The organism is Luteibacter sp. E-22, assembly GCF_049913125.1.
Classification (GTDB): Bacteria; Pseudomonadota; Gammaproteobacteria; order Xanthomonadales; family Rhodanobacteraceae; genus Luteibacter.
This window is the reverse complement of record NZ_CP183975.1, coordinates 1,538,635-1,561,699: the sequence shown is the minus strand read 5'-3', so window position 1 is coordinate 1,561,699 and position 23,065 is coordinate 1,538,635. Positions and strand designations below refer to the sequence as shown.

The 23,065-nt window shown below is 66.3% G+C and carries 22 protein-coding genes and 1 tRNA gene; 10 read left to right on the top strand and 13 right to left on the bottom strand.

Annotated features, from left to right (window positions below):
- Window positions 1-17: 17 nt before the first annotated feature.
- Complete coding sequence (locus ACN9M2_RS06870) at window positions 18-1,817, top strand: aminopeptidase P family protein (protein ID WP_426287369.1); 1,800 nt, start codon at window positions 18-20, stop codon at window positions 1,815-1,817.
- A gap of 173 nt (window positions 1,818-1,990) precedes the next feature.
- Window positions 1,991-3,880 (top strand): DNA topoisomerase IV subunit B, encoded by a 1,890-nt coding sequence (parE, locus tag ACN9M2_RS06865; protein ID WP_426287368.1) that lies wholly within the window; start codon window positions 1,991-1,993, stop codon window positions 3,878-3,880.
- A 164-nt stretch (window positions 3,881-4,044) separates the two neighbouring features.
- Here the strand turns inward: parE and pgi are convergent, their stop codons facing one another.
- The 7 genes from pgi to pcnB all read right to left on the bottom strand — a co-directional run bounded on the left by pgi (window position 4,045) and on the right by pcnB (window position 11,106).
- On the bottom strand, window positions 4,045-5,679 hold the full coding sequence (gene pgi / locus ACN9M2_RS06860; RefSeq protein WP_426287367.1) for a glucose-6-phosphate isomerase: 1,635 nt from the start codon (window positions 5,677-5,679) through the stop codon (window positions 4,045-4,047).
- A gap of 174 nt (window positions 5,680-5,853) precedes the next feature.
- Window positions 5,854-6,234, bottom strand: a complete 381-nt coding sequence (gene panD / locus ACN9M2_RS06855) for an aspartate 1-decarboxylase (RefSeq protein ID WP_426287366.1) — start codon at window positions 6,232-6,234, stop codon at window positions 5,854-5,856.
- 137 nt (window positions 6,235-6,371) lie between these two features.
- Window positions 6,372-7,217 (bottom strand): pantoate--beta-alanine ligase, encoded by an 846-nt coding sequence (gene panC / locus ACN9M2_RS06850; RefSeq protein ID WP_371024685.1) that lies wholly within the window; start codon window positions 7,215-7,217, stop codon window positions 6,372-6,374.
- Window positions 7,218-7,227: 10 nt separating this feature from the next.
- On the bottom strand, window positions 7,228-7,992 hold the full coding sequence (gene panB / locus ACN9M2_RS06845) for a 3-methyl-2-oxobutanoate hydroxymethyltransferase (protein ID WP_426287881.1): 765 nt from the start codon (window positions 7,990-7,992) through the stop codon (window positions 7,228-7,230).
- A 118-nt stretch (window positions 7,993-8,110) separates the two neighbouring features.
- A complete protein-coding gene (locus ACN9M2_RS06840) occupies window positions 8,111-9,205 on the bottom strand; it encodes a GlcNAc-transferase family protein (protein WP_426287365.1) in 1,095 nt (364 codons plus the stop codon).
- A 57-nt stretch (window positions 9,206-9,262) separates the two neighbouring features.
- A complete protein-coding gene (gene folK, locus ACN9M2_RS06835; RefSeq protein WP_426287364.1) occupies window positions 9,263-9,748 on the bottom strand; it encodes a 2-amino-4-hydroxy-6-hydroxymethyldihydropteridine diphosphokinase in 486 nt (161 codons plus the stop codon).
- The gene (gene pcnB / locus ACN9M2_RS06830) at window positions 9,745-11,106 is read right to left on the bottom strand and encodes a polynucleotide adenylyltransferase PcnB (RefSeq protein WP_426287363.1); all 1,362 of its coding nucleotides are present in this window, start codon (window positions 11,104-11,106) and stop codon (window positions 9,745-9,747) included. Before pcnB ends, folK begins: the two co-directional genes overlap by 4 nt.
- A 182-nt stretch (window positions 11,107-11,288) precedes the next feature.
- Here pcnB and ACN9M2_RS06825 point away from each other — a divergent pair.
- Together ACN9M2_RS06825 and fdxA are read left to right on the top strand one after the other, a co-directional pair.
- A tRNA-Glu gene (locus ACN9M2_RS06825) sits at window positions 11,289-11,364 on the top strand.
- Between the two features lie 27 nt (window positions 11,365-11,391).
- Window positions 11,392-11,715: a ferredoxin FdxA gene (gene fdxA, locus ACN9M2_RS06820; RefSeq protein ID WP_426287362.1), complete on the top strand. Its 324-nt coding sequence runs from the start codon at window positions 11,392-11,394 to the stop codon at window positions 11,713-11,715.
- A gap of 40 nt (window positions 11,716-11,755) precedes the next feature.
- On the opposite strand, the gene ACN9M2_RS06815 is transcribed toward fdxA, so the two are convergent.
- From ACN9M2_RS06815 to dapA, 5 genes are all read right to left on the bottom strand, one after another.
- A complete protein-coding gene (locus ACN9M2_RS06815; protein ID WP_426287361.1) occupies window positions 11,756-12,724 on the bottom strand; it encodes a hypothetical protein in 969 nt (322 codons plus the stop codon).
- Window positions 12,725-12,790: 66 nt separating this feature from the next.
- Window positions 12,791-13,750 (bottom strand): hypothetical protein, encoded by a 960-nt coding sequence (locus tag ACN9M2_RS06810; protein WP_426287360.1) that lies wholly within the window; start codon window positions 13,748-13,750, stop codon window positions 12,791-12,793.
- 63 nt (window positions 13,751-13,813) lie between these two features.
- Complete coding sequence (locus ACN9M2_RS06805; RefSeq protein WP_426287359.1) at window positions 13,814-14,143, bottom strand: zinc ribbon domain-containing protein; 330 nt, start codon at window positions 14,141-14,143, stop codon at window positions 13,814-13,816.
- A gap of 270 nt (window positions 14,144-14,413) precedes the next feature.
- Window positions 14,414-15,004 carry a hypothetical protein gene (locus tag ACN9M2_RS06800; protein WP_426287358.1) on the bottom strand — a complete coding sequence of 197 codons (591 nt, stop codon included), beginning with the start codon at window positions 15,002-15,004 and terminating at the stop codon, window positions 14,414-14,416.
- Window positions 15,005-15,033: 29 nt separating this feature from the next.
- On the bottom strand, window positions 15,034-15,927 hold the full coding sequence (dapA, locus tag ACN9M2_RS06795) for a 4-hydroxy-tetrahydrodipicolinate synthase (protein WP_426287880.1): 894 nt from the start codon (window positions 15,925-15,927) through the stop codon (window positions 15,034-15,036).
- 180 nt (window positions 15,928-16,107) lie between these two features.
- Here dapA and ACN9M2_RS06790 point away from each other — a divergent pair, with 180 nt between their 5' ends.
- The 6 genes from ACN9M2_RS06790 (at window position 16,108) to ACN9M2_RS06765 (ending at window position 20,954) form a co-directional block, all read left to right on the top strand.
- Window positions 16,108-16,668 carry a glycine cleavage system protein R gene (locus ACN9M2_RS06790; protein WP_306847788.1) on the top strand — a complete coding sequence of 187 codons (561 nt, stop codon included), beginning with the start codon at window positions 16,108-16,110 and terminating at the stop codon, window positions 16,666-16,668.
- A gap of 25 nt (window positions 16,669-16,693) precedes the next feature.
- Window positions 16,694-17,155, top strand: a complete 462-nt coding sequence (locus tag ACN9M2_RS06785) for a peroxiredoxin (protein WP_426287357.1) — start codon at window positions 16,694-16,696, stop codon at window positions 17,153-17,155.
- Window positions 17,156-17,237: 82 nt separating this feature from the next.
- A complete protein-coding gene (locus ACN9M2_RS06780; protein ID WP_426287356.1) occupies window positions 17,238-18,629 on the top strand; it encodes a PhoH family protein in 1,392 nt (463 codons plus the stop codon).
- A gap of 46 nt (window positions 18,630-18,675) precedes the next feature.
- Entirely contained in the window at window positions 18,676-19,452 is a 777-nt protein-coding gene (gene thiD, locus ACN9M2_RS06775) for a bifunctional hydroxymethylpyrimidine kinase/phosphomethylpyrimidine kinase (RefSeq protein WP_426287355.1), read from the top strand.
- Window positions 19,453-19,528: 76 nt separating this feature from the next.
- Window positions 19,529-20,485 carry an aspartyl/asparaginyl beta-hydroxylase domain-containing protein gene (locus tag ACN9M2_RS06770; RefSeq protein ID WP_426287354.1) on the top strand — a complete coding sequence of 319 codons (957 nt, stop codon included), beginning with the start codon at window positions 19,529-19,531 and terminating at the stop codon, window positions 20,483-20,485.
- Between the two features lie 4 nt (window positions 20,486-20,489).
- On the top strand, window positions 20,490-20,954 hold the full coding sequence (locus ACN9M2_RS06765; protein ID WP_426287353.1) for a hypothetical protein: 465 nt from the start codon (window positions 20,490-20,492) through the stop codon (window positions 20,952-20,954).
- Between the two features lie 990 nt (window positions 20,955-21,944).
- On the opposite strand, the gene ACN9M2_RS06760 is transcribed toward ACN9M2_RS06765, so the two are convergent.
- On the bottom strand, window positions 21,945-22,967 hold the full coding sequence (locus ACN9M2_RS06760) for an isocitrate dehydrogenase (protein ID WP_426287352.1): 1,023 nt from the start codon (window positions 22,965-22,967) through the stop codon (window positions 21,945-21,947).
- Window positions 22,968-23,065: the final 98 nt, after the last annotated feature.

Here is a 23,065-nt window from a genome sequence, read left to right as displayed (position 1 = left end):
CCCGATACCATGTGCGGATGAACGCCTCCCCGATTCCCGCCCGCCTCAAGGCTCTTCGCGCCGCCATGGCCCGCGAAGGCGTCGCCGCCGTCGTCGTTCCCACGGCCGACCCGCACCTGTCCGAATACCTGCCGCCGCGCTGGCAGGCGCGCCAGTGGCTGTCCGGCTTCACCGGATCGGCCGGCACCCTGGTGGTCACCGCCAGCGGCGGCGGACTGTGGACCGATTCCCGTTACTTCGCCCAGGCGGAAGGTGAACTGGCCGGCAGCGGCCTCCCCCTGATGAAATTGAACGTGGCGCACACGCCGGAACACGTGGCCTGGCTGGTGGAGCAGCTCGGCGCCGGGGACGTCGTCGCCGTGGCCGGCGACAGCGTGTCCGTCGCCGGCGCCGAAAGCCTTTCCAGGCGCCTGGAAACCACCGGTGCCCGCCTGCGCACCGACCTCGACCTGCCCGCCGCCATCTGGACCGATCGACCGACGCGGCCCGAGGCCCCCGTCTACGCCCACGCGGCCCCGTTCGCCACGGTCGAGCGAGCCGACAAGCTGCGCCACGTGCGCACGGCGATGCGCCGGGCCGGGGCCACGCATCACCTGCTTTCCAGCCTCGATGACATCGCCTGGCTGATGAACCTTCGCGGGGCCGACGTCGAATACAACCCGGTCTTCCTGGCCCATCTGCTGGTCGAGGACGCGCGGGCCACGCTTTTCATCGACGCCGCCAAGGTGCCGGCTGGATTGAAGGCCGCGCTGGCCGCCGACGGCGTCGCCTTGGCCGACTACGGCACCGTGGCCTCGGCGATCGCCGCACTGCCGGACGATGCGGCACTGATGTACGACGCCGGCCGCGTCGTCGTTTCCGTCATGGAAGGCCTGCCCGGCAGCGTGAAGCACGTGCGCGCGCCGCATCCATCGACCGCGCAGAAGGCGCGCAAGACCGCCGAGGAACTGGACCATATCCGCGACGTGATGCGCCGCGACGGCGCCGCGCTGGCCCGGGCGTTCCGGCGCATCGAGGTGGCGCTCGCCGCCGGCCAGGCGCTGACGGAACTGGACGTGGACACGATCGTGCGCGCGGCGAGGGAAACGCAGGCCGGTTTCGTGGGAGAGAGCTTCTCCACCATCGCCGGCTACCAGGCCAACGGCGCCCTGCCGCATTACCGCGCCACCGAGGCCTCGTTCAGTCCCCTGGCCGCCAAGGGGCTGCTGCTGGTCGATTCCGGCGGCCAATACCTCGGAGGCACCACCGACATCACGCGAGTGCTCGCGCTGGGTCCGGTCACCGACGAACAGCGCCGCGACTCGACCCTCGTGCTGAAGGGCATGATCGCACTGTCGCGCGCGCGTTTCCCCAAGGGCGCGAGCGGACCGCAGCTGGACGCCCTCGCCCGGGCGCCACTCTGGGCCGCCGGCATGGATTTCGGCCATGGCACCGGCCATGGCGTGGGCTATTTCCTCAACGTCCATGAAGGTCCGCACGGCATCCGCCCGCCCGTGGCCGGCGGCGCGCTGGTGCCACTGGAAACGGGGATGATCACCTCGATCGAGCCCGGCCTGTACAAGCCGGGCCGCCATGGCATCCGCCACGAGAACCTCGCGGTGGTGACCCAGGCCGACTCGACGGAATTCGGTGAATTCCTGGCCTTCGAGACACTGACGCTCTGCCCCTTCGACCGCCGCGGCCTGGAGCCGCGCCTGCTGGAGCCTTCGGAACGGGCGTGGCTGGACGATTACCACGCCACCGTCCGCGCCGCGCTGTCCCCGCTGCTCGACGGCGCCGACCGCGAATGGCTGGAGTGGCACTGCGCACCGCTCTAGCCCCCGGTGCCGGCCCGACCCGGGAGCTTTCATCTCTGGTGGGAGCTATCGGATGCGCCGTACCGGGAACATGCCGATCACCAATCTCACGGGCTGACACAGGCACTCTTCAGGCTTGACCATCCTGGGGACCTGACCCCATCCTGCCCGGCTACGTCACACCCGCGAAGACCATGAATACTCGCTACAACGCCTCAGACATCGAAGTCCTCAGCGGTCTTGACCCCGTCAAGCGCCGCCCCGGCATGTACACGGACACCTCGCGGCCGAATCACCTCGCCCAGGAAGTCATCGACAACTCCGTCGATGAGGCGCTCGCGGGCCATGCGAAGACCATCGAGGTCACCGTCTTCAACGACGGGTCGGTCGAAGTCACCGACGATGGCCGCGGCATGCCGGTGGACATCCACCCGGAAGAGAAGGTCCCGGGTGTCGAACTGATCCTCACGCGCCTGCATGCGGGCGGCAAGTTCTCCAACAAGAACTACGCCTTCTCGGGCGGCCTGCATGGCGTGGGCGTCTCGGTGGTCAACGCGCTGTCCACGCGCGTGGACGTCACCATCCGCCGCGATGCCCAGGAATACAGGATGAGCTTCGCCAACGGCGATCGCGCGAGCGATCTCGAGGTGATCGGCAGCGTCCCGAAGAAGAAGACCGGCACCACGCTGCGCTTCTGGCCCGACCCGAAGTATTTCGATACACCGCGCATCCTCGTCTCGAAACTGAAGCACCTGCTCCGCGCCAAGGCCGTGCTTTGCGCCGGGCTCACCGTGCGCCTGCTCGACGAGGCGTCCGGCGAGACCACGGAGTGGTACTTCGAGGACGGCTTGCCGGATTATCTGCGCGGTGAACTCCAGGGCGCCGAGGCCTTGCCCGCCGAGTTGTTCGTGAAGCATTTCTCTCGCGAAACCGACGCGCTCGACGTCGCCCTGGCCTGGCTGCCGGAAGGCGAGCTGGTCCAGGAAAGCTATGTCAACCTGATCCCCACCGCACAGGGCGGCACGCACGTGAACGGCCTGCGCTCGGGCCTCACCAACGCCATTCGTGAATTCTGCGACCTGCGCAACCTGCTACCGCGTGGCGTGAAGCTGGCGCCGGAAGACGTATGGGAGCGACTGGCCTTCGTCCTCAGCGTGAAGTTGCAGGAAGCGCAGTTCGCCGGCCAGACGAAGGAGCGCCTTTCCTCGCGCAGCGCCGCGGCCATCGTCGAGGGCGTGGTGCACGACGCCTTCAGCCTGTGGCTCAACCAGCATGTGGAAACCGGCGAGAAGATCGCCCAGCTCGCCATCGAGCGGGCCAGCGCACGTCTCAAGGCGGCCAAGCAGGTGGTGCGCAAGAAGATCACCCAGGGCCCCGCCCTGCCCGGCAAGCTCGCCGACTGCGCGGCCACCGACCTCACCCGTACCGAACTCTTCCTCGTCGAGGGCGACTCGGCGGGCGGCTCGGCCAAGCAGGCCCGCGACAAGGATTTCCAGGCGATCCTTCCGCTGCGAGGCAAGATCCTCAATACCTGGGAAGTCGAGTCGGGTGCGGTGCTGGCCTCGCAGGAAGTGCACGACCTGGCGGTGGCGATCGGTTGCGATCCCGGCAAGGACGATCTCTCCGGCCTGCGCTACGGCAAGGTGGTGATCCTCGCCGATGCGGACTCCGATGGCCTGCATATCGCCACGCTGCTCTCGGCCTTGTTCCTGCGCCATTTCCCTTCGTTGGTGCGCGAGGGCCACGTGTTCGTGGCCATGCCGCCCCTGTTCCGCGTCGACGTGGGCAAGCAGGTGTTCTATTGCCTCGACGAGGAAGAGAAACGCTTGATGCTGGAGAAGGTGGAGCGCGAGAAAATGAAGGGCGCCGTCAGCGTCACGCGCTTCAAGGGCCTGGGCGAGATGAATCCCGCGCAGCTGCGCGAGTCCACCGTCCATCCGGATACGCGTCGCCTCGTCCAGCTCACCATCGAAGTCGACGATGGCACCAACAAATTGATGGACATGCTGCTGGCCAAGAAGCGCGCCGGCGACCGCAAGCAATGGCTTGAAGACAAGGGCGACCTGGCGACGCTCGAGGTCTGAGGACTGGTGGGAGCCGACTTTGTCGGCGATCCCGCGGCAGCGGGCCAGGATGTGGCAAGCATCCATCGCCGACAGGGTCGGCTCCCACCGAGCCCGGGCATAGCCTCCGACCCTGGTGGGAGCCAGCTCCGGTGGGAGCCGACCCTGTCGGCGATGCTCTTCGCTTACCGCCGGCTGCGGATCGCGGCGATCAGCGCACGCGTGGCACCGTCGAACTGGGCCAGGCTGCCTGCGTCCTTGTCGTTGCTCAGCGACGGATAGATCTGCTTGGCGATGACCTTGCCCAGTTCCACGCCCCACTGGTCGAACGCGTTGATGCCCCACAGGTGGCCCAGCAGGAACACCTTGTGCTCATACAGCGCGATCAGCGCGCCCAGCGAATGCGGGGTGAGCGAATCGAGCATGAACACGGTGCTCGGGCGGTCACCCTTGAACGTACGCTGCGCGGCCAGCACGCGGCGCTCTTCCTCGGTTCCGGTTTTCGCCTCGGCCAAAGCCTCGTCGAAGGTCTTGCCCAGCGACAGCGCGGCCGCCTGCGCGAGCAGGTTGGACAGCAGTACGTCGTGGTTCTCGCGCAGCGGGTGCGCCGGCTTCACCAGGCCGATGAACTCCAGCGGCACCGTGTCCGTGCCCTGGTGCAAGGCCTGGAAGTACGCATGCTGCGCGTTCGTTCCGATGCTGCCCCAGACCACCGGCACGGTCGACTGGCGCACTTCGCTGCCGTCATCCGGATGCACATGCTTGCCGAGGCTTTCCATCTCCAACTGCTGCAGGTAGGACGGCAGATCGGCCAGCGAGTCGACGTACGGAACCACCGCCCGGCTGCTGCGGCCGAGAATGTTGCGGTTCCAGAATTCGGCGATGGTCAGCAGGACCGGAAGGTTGTCCTTCCACTCCGCCGTGAGGAAATGGTCGTCAGCCTCGGCGGCCCCGGCGAGCAATTCGCGAAAGCCCTTCATGCCGATGGCGAATGCGATCGAGGCACCCACGGCCGACCACAGGGAGAAGCGGCCGCCGACGTAGTCCCACATGGGCAGCACTTGCGAGGCGCCCCACTTGTGCACGGCTTCGTCGTTGGAACTCACGGCGATGAAATGCTTGGAGGTCTTCGCCTCGTCGCCGCCGTTGGCCTTCAGTATCCAGTTGCGGAAGACGCCGCCGTTGAGCAACGTTTCCTGCGTGTTGAAGCTCTTGGAAACCAGGATCACCAGCGTGTACGCCGGATCGAGCTTCTTCATCAGGTCGTAGGCGGCCTGGCCGTCCACGTTGGTAAGGAAGTGGCTGGTGATGCCCTTGACGTGGAACTGCTCCAGCGCATGCACGGCCAGCCGCGGACCCAGGTCCGAGCCGCCGATGCCGATGTTCACCACGTCGGTGACGCGGCCGATCAGGCCGACCGATTCACCCTCGCCCTTGTGCACGGCGTTGACCAGCAACTCCATCTTGTCGAGCGCGTCGGCGACGTCCTTGCGGACCTCGGCCGGAGCCATCGGATGGCGCGACGCACCACCGCGCAGGGCGGTGTGCAGGACGGCGCGGTCTTCGGAGGTATTGATGTGCTTGCCGGCGAACATGGCATCGCGGGCGGCTTTCCAGCCGGTGCCCTCGATGTACCCGCCTACGGCGTCGAGCGCGGCGATGTCGAGCTTCTGCCGCGACACATCGAGGAGGATCGGGCCCATGCGACGGCGCAGGCGCTCACCACGGGCTTCGTCCTGGACGAGATCGCGGAGGGTGGTCTTGGCGAGACGGGAGGCGTGCTCCTCGAACGAGGGCAACGGTGCGTGCTTTGATTCCATGGCTTCCACTTGGCTGCAACGGAGGGGGGAAGCGGTGATGTTACCGCAGTGCAGCGTAAGTGGATTGTATGGATGTTGCGCGGGCAAAGAGGATCGCCGGCATAGCCGGCTCCCACAGGGGTAACCGTGAGTGACCTGGTGGGAGCCGGCTATGCCGGCGATGGCAAGCTGGCCTCAGGCGGCCTGCTTCGGAATCGAATGGTTCGTGTGCGTTATGCGGTTGTTCGCATCGACATAGACGAGATCCGGCTGGTACTTGGCCATTTCCGCCTCGGAAAGTCCGACGAAGGCGGCGATGATCACCAGGTCGCCCGTGGACACACGGCGCGCGGCGCTTCCGTTCACCGAGATGATGCCCGAGCCCTCTTCCGCACGCAGCGCGTAGGTAACGAAGCGCTCACCGTTGTTGATGTTCCACGCGTGGATCTGCTCGTACTCGCGGATGCCGGCGGCATCGAGCAGGTTGCCATCGATGGCGATGGAACCTTCGTAGTTCAGCTCGGCGTGAGTCACCGTGGCCCGGTGGATCTTGCACTTGAGCATGTTGAGGTGCATGGCGGTCTCTGGGGTTCGTCGATTACAAAAACGCCCATTCTAACGGAGGGTTGCCCGTCCGTCGTGAGGGCTTCCTCTGTCGGTGCGCTTTATGGGGGAGCGGGCGCGGAAACGCAAGTCCCCGTTTGTGAAAGGATTCAGTCGAAAGGCAGGTTGTCGATCAAGCGGGTGGCGCCGAGCCGGGCGGCGACCAGCGCCACCAGGCCTTCCCGCTCGTCGGGGCCGGGCTCGGCCAGGTCCTCGGCGCGGCGGATGGCCACGTAGTCGGGCACGAAGCCCGCCCGCTCCAGGCGTGCCTTCGCCGCCTGCTCCAGCGCCTGCCAGGCATGACCCTGGCGGAAAAGCTCACGCATCTGCACGAGCGTGGCATGGATCTGCGGCGCCCTCGCCCGTTCCTGGGGGGACAGGTACTGGTTGCGCGAACTCATGGCCAGCCCGTCGTCGTCGCGCAGGGTCGGCGCGGACATCACCTTCACCGAAAGGGAGAGGTCGGCGACCATCCGCTCGATCACCTTCAGCTGCTGGAAATCCTTCTGGCCGAACACCGCGATATCCGGCTGGACCAGGCTGAACAGCTTGGCGACCACGGTCGCCACGCCATCGAAGTGGCCCGGGCGGTGGGCGCCTTCCAGCGTGTCGGTGATGACCGGCACGTGGATGCTCACGCTCGCAGCGGGACCGAAGGGATACATGGTGCTCACTTCGGGGGCGAACAGGATATCGCAGCCGGCTTCCGCCAACCCGGCCTGATCCTGGGCCAGCGTGCGCGGATAGCGCTCGAAATCCTCGCCGGGGCCGAACTGCGTTGGGTTGACGAACACGCTGGCGACGACCCGGTCGGCACGAGCCCTGGCGAGCTTCAGCAGCGAGTGGTGGCCCGCGTGCAGGTTGCCCATGGTCGGCACGAAGCCGACGTTCTGGCCGGCGGCGCGCCAGCCGCGGATCGCGGCGCGAATGGCCGCCGCATCGGTGACGGTCTGCATGGTGGTGCCCTCAGGTGAAGCTGTGCTCGACGCCGGGGAAACGCTTCTCGCGCACATCCTCGACGTAGGCGCCGATAGCGCCCTGGATGGAATCGCGTCCCGCGAGGAAATCCTTGGAAAAGCGGGGCCGCTTGCCCGGCGTGAGGCCGAGCATGTCGTACACCACCAGCACCTGGCCGTCGCAGTCCACGCCCGCGCCGATTCCGATGGTGGGAATCGAGAGCCCGGCGGTGATCCGCGCCGCCACGGCGGCGGGCACGCATTCCAGCACGAGCAGGTCGGCACCCGCGGCCTCCACGGCCCTGGCATCGGCCAGCAGCTTATCGGCGGCGTCCTGGGTCTTGCCCTGGACCTTGTAGCCACCGAACTTGTTCACCGATTGGGGGGTGAGGCCAAGGTGCGCGCACACCGGGATGTCACGCTCGGCCAGCGCGGCGATCACCTCGCAGATGCGTCCCGCGCCCTCGATCTTGACCATGGCCGCGCCGCCCTGCGCGACCAGCCGCGTCGCGGCCTCCATCGCCGAGGGAACATCGCGATCGCTCATGAACGGCAGGTCGGCGACCAGGAGGGTCGACGACAGCCCGCGCGCGACCGCGGCGGTGTGATAGACCATCTCGTCGACCGTGACGGGCAAGGTACTCGACCGCCCCTGCACCACCATGCCCAGCGAATCGCCGACCAGGGCCACGTCGACCCCGGCGGACTCCAGTTGCGCGGCGAAACTCGCGTCGTAGGCGGTGAGCATCACGATCTTCCGGCCTTCGGCTTTCATCGCCTTCAGGCCCGGCACGGTCACCGGCTTGCGTGCCGGTGCGCTCGTTTTTTCCACGTACACGCTCTTGTCGCCTTGTTGGGTGAAAGCGGAATTGTCCGCCTACGTGAGCGGTATCTCAAGGAACCATGGGCGCGGGGTGCAGACGCGCCCGCCATGCCGCCTCGTCGAGGTGCAGGTCCGTCTCCGAGGGCTCCACCCCCGCCAGGGCCTCCGGGGTGGCCTTGCCAAGGGCAAAGGAAATACCCGCATAGCGTTCGTAGTCCGCGAGGCTGCGCCGCCCACCCAGCCAGGCCGGCGGCGGCACGGCCGGCATCCCGTGCATGCCGAAAGCGGCTTCGGCCGCTTTCATCGAGCGCTTGCCCAGGGCGGCCCCGTCCAGCGCGGTCTCGCCCCGCTGCAACGCCATGCGCTGGTCGTCCCATACCTTGGGCGCGTCCGTCCTTTCGTAGTAATGCCACACCACGTGTCGGTGCGGATGAAACAAGTCGTAGCCGTGCGTATACGCGCGGACCGCCAGCGTGATCTCCTCGGTATTGAAATAATGGTCGGGGTCGGCAGGGACATCGCGCACGAAGCTGCCATCGGTGAACGCGAAGCCACCACTGAAAAAGCGCGCCGGAACGGGGCCCATTTTTCCCGCGGGGGAATCGATGCGGGTCGACATCGTACGTATCACGCCGAGTCCGCCGAAGCCCACGAAGTCGATCTTGTAGCCCTCGTTGCATGGTTCGGCGACGGGCTCGCCCGGTACGTAGGCGGGTGGATGGGCCACCAGCACGGGATGCGGGCGCCGCGTGGAACGGACGCTCTCCAGCAGGTCGATGAGCTGGCTGTCCCAGTCGCGGGCGAAACGATGGTGGGAATCCAGTTGCAAGGTGTAGTCCTCGCCATCGAAGCCCCGTTGCGCCATCGCCCTCGCCCAGCCGCAACCGCGCGATTCGTTCATCGAATAGTCGAGTACGTCGACCACGGTTCCACCGCGGCTCAACCGGTGTCGCAGACGTCCCTCGAACACGCCGGTCTGGACGATGAAGCCCGCTTCCGCGAACACATCGCTGCGCTCGCTCTCGTCGTGCTGCCAACACACGGTCACATGTACGCGACCGGGGCGACGAGCCCGGTCGATCATATCGATGAGGGTGGGGATCAATTCGGGGTCCCTGTACGCAGGGATCTGCACGAAGATCGTCTTGCCGTCACGTTCGTCCATAAACGCTCCACGGGATGCCTGTCCTGGCGTCGTCGATCCTACTCTCCGCGCCAGGACCTAGGGAAGGGCCAGGCAATCCTTCGTGTCGATGGCCCGAAGCAGGTCCCCCACGCGACCATGCCCGGGCACGATCTGTGCGGGGCCGAGGTCGGCCAGAGGCAGCAGGACGAAAGCGCGTTCGGCGATCCGTGGATGCGGCAGGCTCAGCCGGTCGTCGTCGAGCACCATGTCCCCATAGAGCAGCAGGTCGAGATCCAGCGTCCGTGGCCCCCAGCGCTCACCGTCGCGCACGCGGCCGAACGCCCGCTCGGTCTCCAGCAGGACATCCAGCAAGGCGTGCGGCGACAACGTGGTATCCACCGCGATGGCCGCGTTGACGAAGTCGGGTTGGGGGACCGGCCCCCACGGCGGCGTCCGGTAGAACCGGGAGCGGCCGGCAAGTGCGAGGCCTGGCTCGCCGGCGAGCCGTGCGATGGCCGCTTCGAGCCGCTGCCGGACATCGCCCAGGTTGCCGCCCAGGCCGATCGAGGCGCGAACGCTCACGCCCCGCCCGAATCGCCCTTGCCGCGTCCCACCGGCTTGCGCCTGCGGCGACGCTTGCGGGCGGGTACCGTGGAGGCCGCCGTCGCCTCATGGGACGGAACGCCACCGCCGCCCAGGGCGGCCGCAAGCATTTCCGGCGGCAACTGCTGGGCGTGGGCCCACCACTCGCCGAGTTCACGCATGCCCGTCGATTCATGCGCGCGCAGCAGCAGGAAATCGAAGGCGGCGCGGAACCTTGGATGCGACATCAGGCGGAACACGCGCTTGCGGTGGATCTGTTCGAAGCGCGGCTGCAACGCCCAGATCTCCTCCATCGTGAAGGTAAATCGGCGCGGGATCGCCACACGCTGGCACTGCTCGCCGACGACGTGCACGGCGGCGCGCTGCCATGCCTCGTTGGCGTCGTAGCCCTGGGCGATCCAGCCATTGGCCTGGTCGCGCACTTCGCCCCACAGCAGCACCGCGTACAGGAAGGCGGGGGTAACCGACTTGCCCTCGGCGATGCGCGCATCGGTATTGGCGAGGCCTTGTTCCACGAGTGCGCGAAGCGCGTGATCGCCGCGTTCCAGAGCACGCGCGGTGGCCGGGAACAGGAACTTCAACAAACCGCAGGCCTCGAGCATCTTGAAGCTCTTCAAGCCGTGGCCGGCGAGGAACAGCTTCAGCGACTCGTCGAACAGCCGCGCCGGGGCGGCTTCGCCCAGCAGGTTGCCCAGGGTCGCGAACGGCGCGGACGCCGCGGGATCGATGTTGAAATCGAGCTTGGCGGCCAGCCGCGCCGCACGCAGCATGCGCACCGGGTCCTCGCGGTAGCGTTGCTCCGGATCGCCGATGAGGCGCATCGAGCGGTCTTCGAGGTCGCGCATGCCGCCGACGTAGTCGCGCACGCTGAAATCGGCGATGTCGTAGTAAAGGGCGTTGACCCGGAAATCGCGGCGGACCGCGTCTTCCTCGATCGAGCCCCAGATATTGTCGCGAACGATCCGTCCATCGACGATGTGACGGTCGCCTTCACCACCCTCTTCCCCCGTGCCGCGGAAGGTCGCCACCTCGATGATCTCCGGCCCGAACACCACGTGGGCCAGCCGGAAGCGCCGGCCGATCAGGCGGCAGTTGCGGAACAGCCCCTTCACCTCTTCCGGCGTGGCGTTGGTGGCGACGTCGAAGTCCTTCGGGTGCCCGCCCAGCAGCAGGTCGCGGACGGCGCCGCCGACGAGGTACGCGGCAAAACCGGCATCGTGCAGGCGATACAGCACGCGCAGCGCGGCCTTGCTGATGTTCTTGCGGGAAATGGAGTGCTGGTCGCGCGGAATGATGCGCAGTACCGGCGAAACGTCACTCCTGGTTTCAGAATTCAAGCGATCGAGGTCCTGGCGAGCGCTCCGGCGCCCGTTCAAGTAGCTGCCCCCACCGGCGGGCGGTGTCGGGATGAATGGGCCCAATGTAACGAATTCGACCCGGTTCGACGAGCGGCCATAAAGTCGTTGCCGGACGCCGGAATTTGGATATACTAGCGCGCTTCGTACCCCCGGTACGACCCGCTCCCTTCGTCTAGTGGTCCAGGACACCGCCCTCTCAAGGCGGGAACACGAGTTCGAACCTCGTAGGGAGCGCCACTTTCCTTCCGGCGCCGAACCGTTCGCATGACCTTTGTCGTCACCGACAACTGCATCAAGTGCAAGTACACGGACTGCGTCGAGGTGTGTCCCGTCGACGCCTTCCACGAAGGCCCGAACTTCCTCGTGATCAATCCGGACGAGTGCATCGACTGCACCCTTTGCGAGCCGGAATGCCCGATCAACGCCATCTATCCCGAGGACGACGTCCCCGCGGGGCAAGAGGGCTTCGTCGCGCTCAATGCCGAGCTATCGAAGGAATGGCCGGTGATCACCGAGCGCAAGGACGGCCTCCCCGACGCGAAAGACTGGGAGAACAAGCCCGGCAAGCTGGCCGAGCTCAAGCGCTGATAACCACATGACGAAAGGGCCCGGTGGGGCCCTTCGACTTTTAGGGTACAGCCTGGTCTGCCACCGAGTACGTGAATGATGCGGGCGCGTTCAGGCCCGCCGGAAGGGTCATGCCGATGACGGGCACCCAGCGACCGACGGCAGAGACGAAGTCGGCCTGGTTCTGCTTTGCCTCCGCCAATCCGCCGGCGTTTCCCTTGATATAAAAAAACGCCTCCAGCGGTATATGCGGGTCGTTCTGTGCCCAAGTCCCGACCTTGACTTCGTTCTGCATGCCGATGGCCTCGCTGGCCAAGGCATTGCGGATATGGGCCAACTGCGCGAAGTGCAGGTAGGCGTCCGGCGTGCGCGGCTTCATGGTGAAACCGCACTGGTTCCAGTAACGACTGGCGACTACGCTGAATTTGGCTAGCCAGGCCTGACTCGTCGTCACGCCCTGAGCCTGGCAAGGCCCCGTGTTGGCAACATTCGGAACCGCGCCACAGCCATCGTTCTCGGCTGAACGGCGCGCGTCGGTTCCACCATCGAAAGCGAAGGCGCAAAGTACCGTGAGTTGCGTATAACCATCGCCCGGACTGTCCGCGAAGAAATGCGGCAGGATGACGAAACCGTTGGAGTAACCGAAGGCCAACTCCGAAAAAGCGTTGTCCTTGCGTAGCCACGAAAACGACACGCCGTTAGGTTGTGGATTGTTCGGATTGGGGTTCCAGGCGGAGAAGCCCGCGCCACGCTTCGTGGCCCGCAGCAGAACGCCCGAACAAAGGACTGCCGGCAGAGGGTTGGGATCGCTGGCATTCATCCGACAATCCACCACGGCATCGTCGTAGCGGTCCCGCAAATGCGCCGCTACGGTCGCCCCCTCGCCATCGTGCGCTCCTTGCACCACGCTCGGCACGTGTGCCTGCCACGTGCCCGTCGACGTCCGCGCATCCTGCGTCGGCACGTCGGTACAGCCTCCCAGCAGCACCAGCATCACGCCTAGCCATGTCCAGTGTCCGTACCGCTTCATGATCTTCCCCTTCCATGATGGTTCGTGCGGCGGCGTTCAGCGCGACGCGGCATGGCATCTCGATCCTCAAGGCACCGCCTGTTCCCCTGACACGTACTCGAACGCGGCATGTGCGCTGGCAGTGGCGGGCAAGGTCATGCGAAGGATCGGCCGCCAGGGGCCGCCCGCCCGGATGAAGTCCCTCTGCATGCCTTGTGCGGACGGCAGTCCCGTACCGCCGCCGGCGTAGAAAAAGGCGGCAAGTGGAATGGTCCCGACGATGTTCTGCGGCCATTCGGCGACGATCAGTTCGTTCTGCGTCTGGAACGAAAGCGCCCCCAGCCCACTCATCGCCGACGGGAGCAAGGCGAACACTGTCGAGGCACCGGGAGTGCCCGTCTTCGTCGTGAATCCGCACTGATGCGAATTCGGATAGTCGGTGACGAGCCGGTAATGGCTCAGCCAGGCGGCGGTCGTGGCGATGCCCTGGGCCTGGCACGGTCCGCTCGTCGTCGGATGACGGGCGTTGGCACCGCAACCGAAGCCGCTTCGCGCGTCGGAATCCGCATCGATCGGATACGCGCAAAGCACCTCGATCGGATAGTAGGGAAAGGTTCCCTGGTAATCCTTCGGCACGAACAGGAAACCGGCATCGTAGCCATACGCGAGCTTGCCGAACTTGGCATCCTGGCGCAGCCACGAGAACGACACCCCACCCACCTTCGGACTATTCGGGTTGGGGTTCCACACGCCGAAAGCCGTGGAATACTGGCCACCGCGCAAGAGCACGCCCGAGCAGTGGAATGCAGGACGGCCGCCGCCGCAATCGACTGGAGTCAGGGCGTAGAGACCTTGGAACAGCAAGGCCATGTTCCGTCCTTCCTCATCGTTCGTGTTCTGCGGCGCGACAGCACCTCGCGACACGAAGGTCGCGGCCGATGGAGGCTGTGGCGAGGGAAGGCGTGGCGGTGCCGAGACACACGCGGCCAGGAAGACAAGCAGCAAGCAGCAAAGCACGCGCCGTGCGCGCAGGGTCATCACGTCCATGCGTCGAACTCCTTTTCGAGGAAGGCGCCCCCGAGGAGGCGCCAACCCGGCCCGTTGCTACAACTACAACTTGGTGCCGCAGTATCCGCAGTAAACCCATCCTGCCTGCACCACGGTACCGCACGCGGGGCAATACCTCGCTGTCGCCGGTGGTCGCGGCGTCGGCAACGGCCCTGGAGGTGGCGTCGGTGCGGAAGTAGGCGGGGGCGGGGGCGGGGGCGGGGGCCCCGGGGTTACCGGAATCCACGGGATGGGGATCCAGTTCGTACTGACGGATCGGGCCGCTTCCGTTGCATACGCCTGGGCGATGGCGTTGACCCGTTCGACCAGCTGTTCCACCACCCTTTCAATCTCGCTCAACCGGGACGATGGCTGTCCATTCGCGTCTTCCATGACTCCCTCCTTGGTTTAGGCATGTTCTGATGCCAGGTCATCGTGACGGACGTTACACATGTCCCACGACGTGCATTCCGCCGAAGTCAGTCTGTCGCCGATATGCGGCCGGGACCATATGGCATCGGTCGTAGGAACACGAGGCACCGATCCGGCAACGGCACCCTCGCCGCTCCGGTCGCACTGTCGTTCGGGACGGAAGGCTCCCACCAGGGCCTTCCAAAAAAAACGCCGCCCGGAGGCGGCGTTCACACGGGAGAGCCGAAAGGCTTACTTGCTACCCATCCGCGACTTCAGCGCGTCGATCACGCGACGGACGCCATCGGCATCGCCCTGGGCACGGACTTCGCTGCCGGTACCGCTCGGGGTGACCGCCAGCACGACCGTGCGGTTGGCGCTCTTGGCCGAGGCCGGCGCGTCCTTGGCATCCTGGTCGGCGTTCTTGCCGCCACCGAACATGCGGCGGAACAGGCCCGGGCGGTTTTCCGGCTTGCCGCGGCTCGCGGCGATCTGGTACGAGCGTGCCGTATCGTCATGCGAAAGCACGGTGCCGAGATCGCCCACGCTGATCAGTTCACCGATACGGCGGTAGGCGGCATCCGGATCGTCCGTGAGGATGAAACCATCCGACACCGGTGCGGCACCCTGGTCCGCGGCGGCACCGGGAGCGCCCGAGCCAACGTCAGGAATGACCAGGGCGGCGCTGGTGGACGGCGTATCCAGGCCCGGCGGAATTTCCAGCGGGGCTTCCTGCTGCGCCCTTTCCCAATCCTTCGTGGAGCGGAACGCGCCGCAACCGGAGACGACCAGGACGGACAGGAGCAGTGCCGGGACGACCAGCGCGTACGAGGTTTTCTTCATGAACTTAGGGTTCCGTTGAGAAGGTTGCTTCAGGCGGCAGACGCCAATGGTGCCAGAGCGGCGAGCGTTTCGCGCAGCTTCGCCAATGCCGGACCGGATTCCAATTCGACCAGCGGCAGCCGCGGGGCGGCAGAACCGAGCCCCAGGGCCGCCAGCCCGGCCTTCACCGGGATCGGATTCGGCGCGCAATTCAAGGCCTCGATCAGCGGGGCCAGCCGTGCCGTTTCCCTCGCGGTCCGGGCGATATCGCCCGAACGGGCGGCATCGCACAGGGCGCGGAAGGCTTCCGGCACGAGATTGGCCACGACGGAGATCGTTCCCGCGGCGCCCGCCAGCATGGCCTCGTGAGCCGAGCCGTCGTCGCCGCTGAGGTAGACGAAATCGGCGCGGATAAGTTCCGCGAGCGACTGGATACGCCCGGCATCGCCGCGCGCCTCCTTGATGCCAACGATGCCGGGATGGTCGCGCAGCACCGCCACGGTCTCGGGGGCGATGTCGCAGCCCGTGCGCGGAGGCACGTTGTAGAGGATCACGGGCAGGCCACCCTGGTCGGCCACGGCGAGGAAATGCCGGCGCAGGCCTTCCTGCGTGGGCCGCACGTAGAAGGGCGCCACCACCAGGGCGGCATCGGCGCCCAGCGCCTTGGCGCGCCGCGTAGTGGCGATGGTCTTCGCCGTACCCGCTTCGCCGGTACCGGCGATGACCGGAACGCGTTTATCCACGTGCTTCACCGCGAACGCGAGCAGGCGCTCGTATTCGTCGTGCTCGAGGAAATGCGATTCGCCCGTGGAGCCGGCCACGACCACCGCCTGCGTGCCGCCGGCGAGCTGCTGGTCGAGCAGCCGGCCGAACGCGTCCAGGTCGAGGGAACCGTCCGCGGCGAAGGGCGTCGCCAACGCGGTGATGCTTCCGGAGATGTCCAAGGTGAAACCCGTTGTGTAATCAACCGTTCGCATGTTACCGGGGCGTTTCCGGCGAGTCCATTCGGCGGCTTTCCGGCCCGTGGACGCTCCGTGTCTTGCTAGCGTGCGACGCGGCCAAGTAAGCTGGCCCCAAAGCGTTGGTTCCGCGCCCCGCGGGACGCGCCATAGGTAGTTCCCGCCTTGAATCGTTCCGCAGTACGCAGCGCCACCACGGACAACCAGCTCCTCATCTCGACGCTGTCGCCGGCGCATCGCGCGCCGATCCTGGCCCTGGCCAAGCGCATCGCCGATTCCGGCTGCAACCTCGCCGACGCCCGCGTGTCGACGATCGGCAACGATACCTCCGTCATGCTGCTGGCCAGCGGCGCCTGGGACGCCGTGGCCAAGCTGGAGACCTCGCTGGGCAAGCTGGCCCGCGACGAGGAACTGCCTATCGTCCACTACCGCACCACGCCGCGCGAACCCACCGCCCACCTGCTGCCCTACCTGGTCGAGGTGATCGCCGCCGACCGGCCGGGCATCCTCGTGAAGATCATCGAGTTCTTCTCGCGGCGCGACATCAGCGTGGAACAACTCTCGTCCATGCGTTATCAGGCGATGCAGACCGGCGCCGAGATGTTCCAGGCGCAGATCACGATCGGCATTCCCTCGGAAACGCACATCGCCGCCTTGCGCGACGATTTCCTCGAACTGTGCGATGGCCTCAACCTCGACGCCATCATGGACCCCGTGAAATTCTGAACCGGAAGGAGCAGCAGACGTACGCATGATCTCCAAGGGCAAGAAGCTCCCCAAACTCGAAGGCACGCTCGGCGATGGTTCGACGCTGCTCCTTTCTTCTCTCAAGGGACAGTGGGTGGTGGTGTTCTTCTATCCGAAGGACAACACGCCCGGTTGCACGAACGAAGCGAAGGATTTCCGCGATCTCTACGCCCGGTTCAAGGCCCTGAATGTCGAAGTGATCGGCGTCTCCCGCGATTCGGTGCGCTCGCACGCGAATTTCGCCACGAAGCATCAATTGCCCTTCCCGCTCGTTTCCGACGCCGACGAAGCCTGGTGCCAGGCCTTCGACGTCATCCACGAAAAGGTGCTCTACGGCAAGCGCCACATGGGTGTCGTACGCAGCACCTTCCTCATCGATCCAGACGGCAAGATCCACACGGAATGGCGCGGGGTCAAGGTTCCCGGCCACGCGCAAGCCGTGTTCGAGAGTGTTCCCACCGCGTGACGAATACCGCGTCATGCGGCACCTCCCCCCGGCCGTCGCCGTGCGGCCGGTTCTCGCAACCTCTGCATGAGGTCACTTCCGCATGACCGGAAGCAAGCGCATCTACGCCCTCGACACCAACGTGCTGCTGCACGACCCGACGTCGTTGTTCCGCTTCGAGGAACACGATGTCTTCATACCGATGACGGTGCTGGAGGAACTGGACGACAAGAAGAAAGGCGGCTCCGAAGTATCGCGCAACGGCCGCCAGGTAAGCCGCTTCCTCAACGAGCTGATCGAGCGAGGCGGCGGTGGCCAGGGCCTTCGCGACGGCCTGGAGCTGATCAATCCGCAAGGCATCAAGCTCAAGCGCGGTGCGGTGGGAAGGCTGTTCTTCCAGCAGCGCGCGAGCCACGGCAACGGCAAGGCCGACAACCAGATCCTCGCGTCGGTCGTCGACCTTCGCGACCAGTATCCCGACCGTCCGGTGATCCTCGTCACCAAGGACATCAACCTCCGCATCAAGGCCTCGATCTACGGCATCACCGCCGAAGACTACGAGAACGATCGTGCCCTCGACGATTTCGCCCTGCTCTTCACCGGTTCCGACCAACTGCCGGAGGATTTCTGGGAGCGTCACCCCGAACTGCGGTCCTGGAACGAACGCGGGCGCACCTTCTACGAAGTGAGTGTCCGCGACGACGAACTCTGGTACCCGAACCAGTGCCTGTACATGCCCGGCGAGAACGACGTCGAGCTGCGCGTGCTCGAACTATCCGGCGACGAGGATGCGCGCAAGGCCCGGCTCGTGTTGCTCGACGACCATACCCACGCCGCGCATGGCGTATGGGGGATCGCCGCGCGCAATCGCGAGCAGAACTTCGCACTCAACCTGCTGATGGACCCGGACGTCGACTTCGTCACCCTGCTCGGTACCGCAGGCACGGGCAAGACGCTGCTCGCCCTTGCCGCGGGACTCGCCCAGGTGATGGACCAGCAGCGTTACCGCGAGATCATCATGACGCGCGCCACGGTCTCGGTCGGCGAGGACATCGGCTTCCTGCCCGGTACGGAGGAAGAGAAGATGACACCGTGGATGGGGGCGCTGACGGACAACCTGGAAGTGCTCGCCAATCCGGAGGAAGGCGGTTCGTGGGGCCGGCAGGCCACCAACGACCTGCTCGCCTCCCGCGTGAAGATACGCTCGCTCAACTTCATGCGCGGCCGCACCTTCCTCAGCCGCTACCTCATCATCGACGAGGCGCAGAACCTCACGCCGAAGCAGATGAAGACCCTGATCACCCGCGCCGGCCCGGGCACCAAGATCGTGTGCCTGGGCAACGTGGAGCAGATCGATACGCCTTACCTCACCGAGACGACGTCCGGCCTCACCTACGCCGTGGATCGTTTCAAGATGTGGGCGCATTCGGGACACATCACGCTGAAGCGTGGCGAACGTTCGAGGCTGGCCGACTTCGCGTCCGAGGCGCTGTAGGGAACCCAGGGGCGCGGGCATCCCGCCCGCGCCTTTTTCTCCGCCCATGAAAACCTCCAGACCCAATACTCTCACCATCGCCGGCTCCGATTCCGGCGGCGGTGCCGGCATCCAGGCGGACCTGAAAACGTTCCACGCACGCGGCACCCATGGCCTTACCGCCATCACCGCCGTCACCTCGCAGAACACGCGTGGAGTGAGCGCCGTCCACACGCTCCCGCTCGCCCACGTCCGCAGCCAGCTCGACGCCGTCTTCGACGACTTCCCCATCGCGGCGGTCAAGACGGGGATGCTCGGCAGCGCCGCGATGACCCGTCTCGTGGCATCGGAAATGCGCCGGCGCAAACCGGCGTGGCTAGTGGTCGATCCGGTGATGCTGGCCACCAGCGGCGCCCGCCTGCTCGATGAAGATGCGCTCGACGCGCTGATCGGTCGGTTGATCCCGCTGGCCGACGTGCTCACGCCCAACCTGCCCGAAGCCGAAGCCCTGCTCGGACGCCCGCTCGGACGCGACATCGACGCTGCGGGCGCCGACCTGCTCACCTTGGGCGCACGAGGCGTCTTGCTCAAGGGCGGCCACGCCAAGGGACACGAGATCGTCGACCGTTACTACGATGCCGGCGGCATGATCGAGATCCGCCACCCGCGCCTGCCTTTCGAAGGCCATGGCAGCGGCTGTACCCTGGCCTCCGCGGTGGCCGCCGAGCTGGCCAAGGGCAAATCGCCGCACGCGGCCGTTCGCATCGCCGTCACCTGGCTGGACAAGGCCTTCCAACGCGCCTGGCGACCGGGCGGTGGCGCGGCCCACGTGCTCGGACACTGAGCCCGGAGTATCCTACCGGCGTTGATACGGGCCCTTCGGGGCCGTATGTATCGCCCGTCCCCCTCGAGTCCAACCCATGAATTTCCTCGGGCCCCGCTTCATCGTCCTGTACGTGCTGATCCTGTTCACGCTCTGCGTGCTGCTGGTGCACCTGCGCGGCCGCTCGCGCCTGCGTTTCGACCGCCAGCTGGTGGATCACTCGGCGATCTTCGCGCCTTACAACCTCTTGATGTACGCCTTCTCCGCCGTGCCCGCACGGCCGATCCTCGATCGCCGTGGCTTCCCCCAACTCGACCTGCTGCAGACCAACTGGCAGACGATCCGCCAGGAAGCCATGCACCTGTTCGACGAGGGCTTCATCCGCTCGGCGGAAAAGCACAACGACGCCTCGTTCAATTCCTTCTTCAAGCAGGGCTGGAAGCGCTTCTACCTGAAATGGTATGGCGAACCGTTGGCCTCGGCCGAGGCGCTGTGCCCGGAAACGGTGAAACTGCTGAATTCCATCCCGAGCGTGAAGGCGGCGATGTTCGCCCTGCTTCCGCCGGGCAGCAAGCTCAACCCGCACCGCGATCCGTTCGCCGGCTCGCTGCGCTACCACCTCGGCCTCATCACGCCGAACTCCGACGACTGCCGCATCTTCGTCGATGGCGAAATGCACGCATGGCGCGATGGCAAGGACGTGGTCTTCGACGAAACCTACGTGCACTGGGCGGAGAATCGCACCGACCAGACCCGCGTCATCCTCTTCGCCGACGTGGAGCGCCCGCTGAAGAGCGGCCTCATGACCGCGATCAACAAGCGCGTCGGCGCCTTCATGGGTTCGATCACGGCCTCGCCCAACAGCGACGACGGCAAGGAACAGGTCGGCTTCGTCAACCGCATGTTCGCGCTCAACCAGCGCGGCCGCGAGCGCACGCGCAAGTTCAAGAAAGCCAATCCGAAACTGTTCCGCGTGGTGAAGTACATCGGCATCGTGCTGATGATCTGGCTGATCTTCCTGGCGCCCTACCCCTTCTTCCGCGGCAACGCCTGATGCCATGAAGTCCTTCGCCCTCGCACTGGTGGTGTTCGTCGCGGCATCCATCGCCTCGGCGGAAGATGCCGTGCCGGGACCGGTGGAAGATCTCGCGCCCCGTGTCGCCCGCTTGGTCGACGACACGACGAAAGACGCGTCGAGCGAAGACCGCGCCTTCAATCAGTTGTTACGGCTCGGCAGGGCCGGAGTCCCCTACATCGTCGCGCACCTCGGCGACGATCGCCGCTTGCCGGAACAGTCGATCTGGATACACCGCTCGGGTGGACGTGCGGAACGCCAGTACAAACCGTGGTACGTGCATGACGGCCTCGAGGCCGTGCTGACGGAACTCACCGGTTTCACCATGGGCCCCCAGAACGGCCACCTGCTGCCCAGCCAGCGTAAGCAGAGCACGCGCAAATGGGTGGCGTGGTGCGTCGAGCGCTATCCGGCCCAGGCGGACGTGTGCCGCTCCGGTCAGCGGTAACGGCACACCAGCACCAGCTTCGCCGTTGCGTTGGGGGGTGTGGGGCGGCGCCGTCGGCGGCCACCCTCGTCGCTCCGGTTACACCGTCGCTCGGGAAAGGAGGCCGCTGCGCGGCCATGCCTGATGGCTTGCGCCCCGTCGCGCCCGTCGCGCCGGGCGGGGTTTCCGATTCGGCTCCTGCCTCAGCGAAAACGGCCGGCCGTCCAGGCCGGCCCCCTGACGGGCCTTTTCGCCCGGCGCTCCTCGGTTCCACAAGTCGCGACGAGGGTGGCCACCGACGGCTCTATCCACACTGAGGTGTCGTGCACGAAGAGCAACGCTCGCCATCCGGATAGGCACCCGTCGCCCTGGTGGGAGCCGACTCTGTCGGCGATGGGTGCTTGCCTCGAACTGGCCCGCTGCCGCGGGATCGCCGACAGAGTCGGCTCCCACCAGGATGTGGCGGTCAAACAGGGGGCGGTGCTTTGCGGTGTCGCGGTGTCGCGGTGTGCGGCGTCCGGCGTGCGACAACCTTCGCTCTTTCCCCTCAACCCACCGCAGTGTCGATCGAGCTGCCGGGCGTCCCCCTCGGCGCGCCATGAGGCGCCGAGGACGGCCGGGCGGACAAGGCCCGCAGGGGATCGGCCTGGACGGCCGATCGTTTTCGCTGAGGCAGGAGGCCGAATCGAAAACCCCCGCCCGACCGTCCGAGCCCGAAGGGGCGCAAGCCATCGGACACGGCCGCGCAGCGGCATCCTTTCCCAAGGGCCGGCGCCGCCTGGCGCGCCGAGGGGGACGCCCGGCAGCTCTCCCGCGAGCCACACAACGAACGCGAGGGCGAAGCCGAGCCGAATGAAGCACGAAGAACCGGCCCGCCGCCGCGGGATCGCCGACAAGTCGGCTCCCACCAGGCAGGGCAAGATCGGCTCCCACCAGAAGAGGATTGGCTCCCACCAGGAGAACAAAAAAGCCCCGCATGCGCGGGGCTCTTGATGTCACCTTGCCGGGCGATTACGCCGTGGCGTGGATGCGTTCGACGATGGCGTCGCCGAAGGTGTCCGTGGTGCCGGTGCCGCCGACGTCCGGCGTGGTGCGGTCGCGGGCTTCCATCACGTCGCGAATGGCGCTGCGCAGGCGGGTGGCCTTGGCGACCATGTCGAGGTGATCGAGCATGTCAGCTGCTGCGAGCAACAGGGCGCAGGGGTTGGCCTTCTTCTGGCCGGCGATGTCCGGTGCCGAACCGTGCACGGCTTCGAAGATCGCCGCGTCCTTGCCGATGTTGGCGCCCGGTGCGAGGCCGAGACCGCCGACGAGACCGGCGCAGAGGTCGGAAAGGATGTCGCCGAACAGGTTCGTGGTGACGATCACGTCGAACTGGTACGGATTCATCACCAGCTGCATGCAGGCGTTGTCCACGATCATCTCGTTGAACTCGATGTCCGGGTAATCCTTCGCCACCTCACGCGCTACCGTCAGGAACAGGCCAGACGAGGTCTTCATGATGTTGGCCTTGTGCACGGCCGTGACCTTCTTGCGGCCCTTCTGGCGGGCCATCTCGAAAGCGTACTTGCAGATGCGCTGCATGCCGGGGCGGGTGTTGCGGATCATCGAGATGGCGACTTCGTTGTCACCTTCGCCGGTCTGGGTCTGGCCCTCGGCGAGGTAGGCGCCCTCGGTGTTCTCGCGCACCGTGATGATGTCGATGTTCTCGAAGCGCGCCTTCGTGCCCGGGAAGCTGATCGCCGGACGCACGTTCGCGTAGAGATCGAACTTGCGGCGCAGGGTGACGTTGATCGAGGTGAAGCCACCGCCGATCGGCGTGGTCAGCGGGCCCTTGAGGGCGACCTTATGCTCGGCGATCTTGTCCAGCGTGGCCTGCGGCAGCAGGTCGCCGTGCTTTTCGAGCGCGACCACGCCCGCGTCCACGAAATCGTAGGCGAGGCCGCAGTTCAGGGCGTCGAGGACGCGGATGGTCGCGTCCATGATCTCGGGGCCGATGCCGTCGCCGGGGATCACGGCAATCGTCTTGCTCATGGGGGTAACTCCTGAAGGAAAGCGGACGCAGGGCGCGCGGTTGCCGCGCGCGGGGAGAAAAATCGCCCAATTATCGGCGATCCGGCCTGCTTCCTTCA

Excerpts from the sequence above, each read along its gene's own strand:
- ACN9M2_RS06840 (WP_426287365.1), bottom strand. The coding sequence starts at position 9,205 with ATGGACGAACGTGACGGCAAGACGATCTTCGTGCAGATCCCTGCGTAC.
- ACN9M2_RS06800 (WP_426287358.1), bottom strand. The coding sequence starts at position 15,004 with ATGAAGAAAACCTCGTACGCGCTGGTCGTCCCGGCACTGCTCCTGTCC.
- ACN9M2_RS06770 (WP_426287354.1), top strand. The coding sequence starts at position 19,529 with ATGAATTTCCTCGGGCCCCGCTTCATCGTCCTGTACGTGCTGATCCTG.
- ACN9M2_RS06805 (WP_426287359.1), bottom strand. The coding sequence starts at position 14,143 with ATGGAAGACGCGAATGGACAGCCATCGTCCCGGTTGAGCGAGATTGAA.
- fdxA (WP_426287362.1), top strand. The coding sequence starts at position 11,392 with ATGACCTTTGTCGTCACCGACAACTGCATCAAGTGCAAGTACACGGAC.
- ACN9M2_RS06760 (WP_426287352.1), bottom strand. The coding sequence starts at position 22,967 with ATGAGCAAGACGATTGCCGTGATCCCCGGCGACGGCATCGGCCCCGAG.
- ACN9M2_RS06815 (WP_426287361.1), bottom strand. The coding sequence starts at position 12,724 with ATGAAGCGGTACGGACACTGGACATGGCTAGGCGTGATGCTGGTGCTG.
- panD (WP_426287366.1), bottom strand. The coding sequence starts at position 6,234 with ATGCACCTCAACATGCTCAAGTGCAAGATCCACCGGGCCACGGTGACT.
- ACN9M2_RS06765 (WP_426287353.1), top strand. The coding sequence starts at position 20,490 with ATGAAGTCCTTCGCCCTCGCACTGGTGGTGTTCGTCGCGGCATCCATC.
- ACN9M2_RS06785 (WP_426287357.1), top strand. The coding sequence starts at position 16,694 with ATGATCTCCAAGGGCAAGAAGCTCCCCAAACTCGAAGGCACGCTCGGC.
- panC (WP_371024685.1), bottom strand. The coding sequence starts at position 7,217 with ATGCAGACCGTCACCGATGCGGCGGCCATTCGCGCCGCGATCCGCGGC.
- ACN9M2_RS06810 (WP_426287360.1), bottom strand. The coding sequence starts at position 13,750 with ATGGACGTGATGACCCTGCGCGCACGGCGCGTGCTTTGCTGCTTGCTG.
- ACN9M2_RS06870 (WP_426287369.1), top strand. The coding sequence starts at position 18 with ATGAACGCCTCCCCGATTCCCGCCCGCCTCAAGGCTCTTCGCGCCGCC.
- panB (WP_426287881.1), bottom strand. The coding sequence starts at position 7,992 with ATGAAAGCCGAAGGCCGGAAGATCGTGATGCTCACCGCCTACGACGCG.
- parE (WP_426287368.1), top strand. The coding sequence starts at position 1,991 with ATGAATACTCGCTACAACGCCTCAGACATCGAAGTCCTCAGCGGTCTT.
- thiD (WP_426287355.1), top strand. The coding sequence starts at position 18,676 with ATGAAAACCTCCAGACCCAATACTCTCACCATCGCCGGCTCCGATTCC.
- pgi (WP_426287367.1), bottom strand. The coding sequence starts at position 5,679 with ATGGAATCAAAGCACGCACCGTTGCCCTCGTTCGAGGAGCACGCCTCC.
- ACN9M2_RS06780 (WP_426287356.1), top strand. The coding sequence starts at position 17,238 with ATGACCGGAAGCAAGCGCATCTACGCCCTCGACACCAACGTGCTGCTG.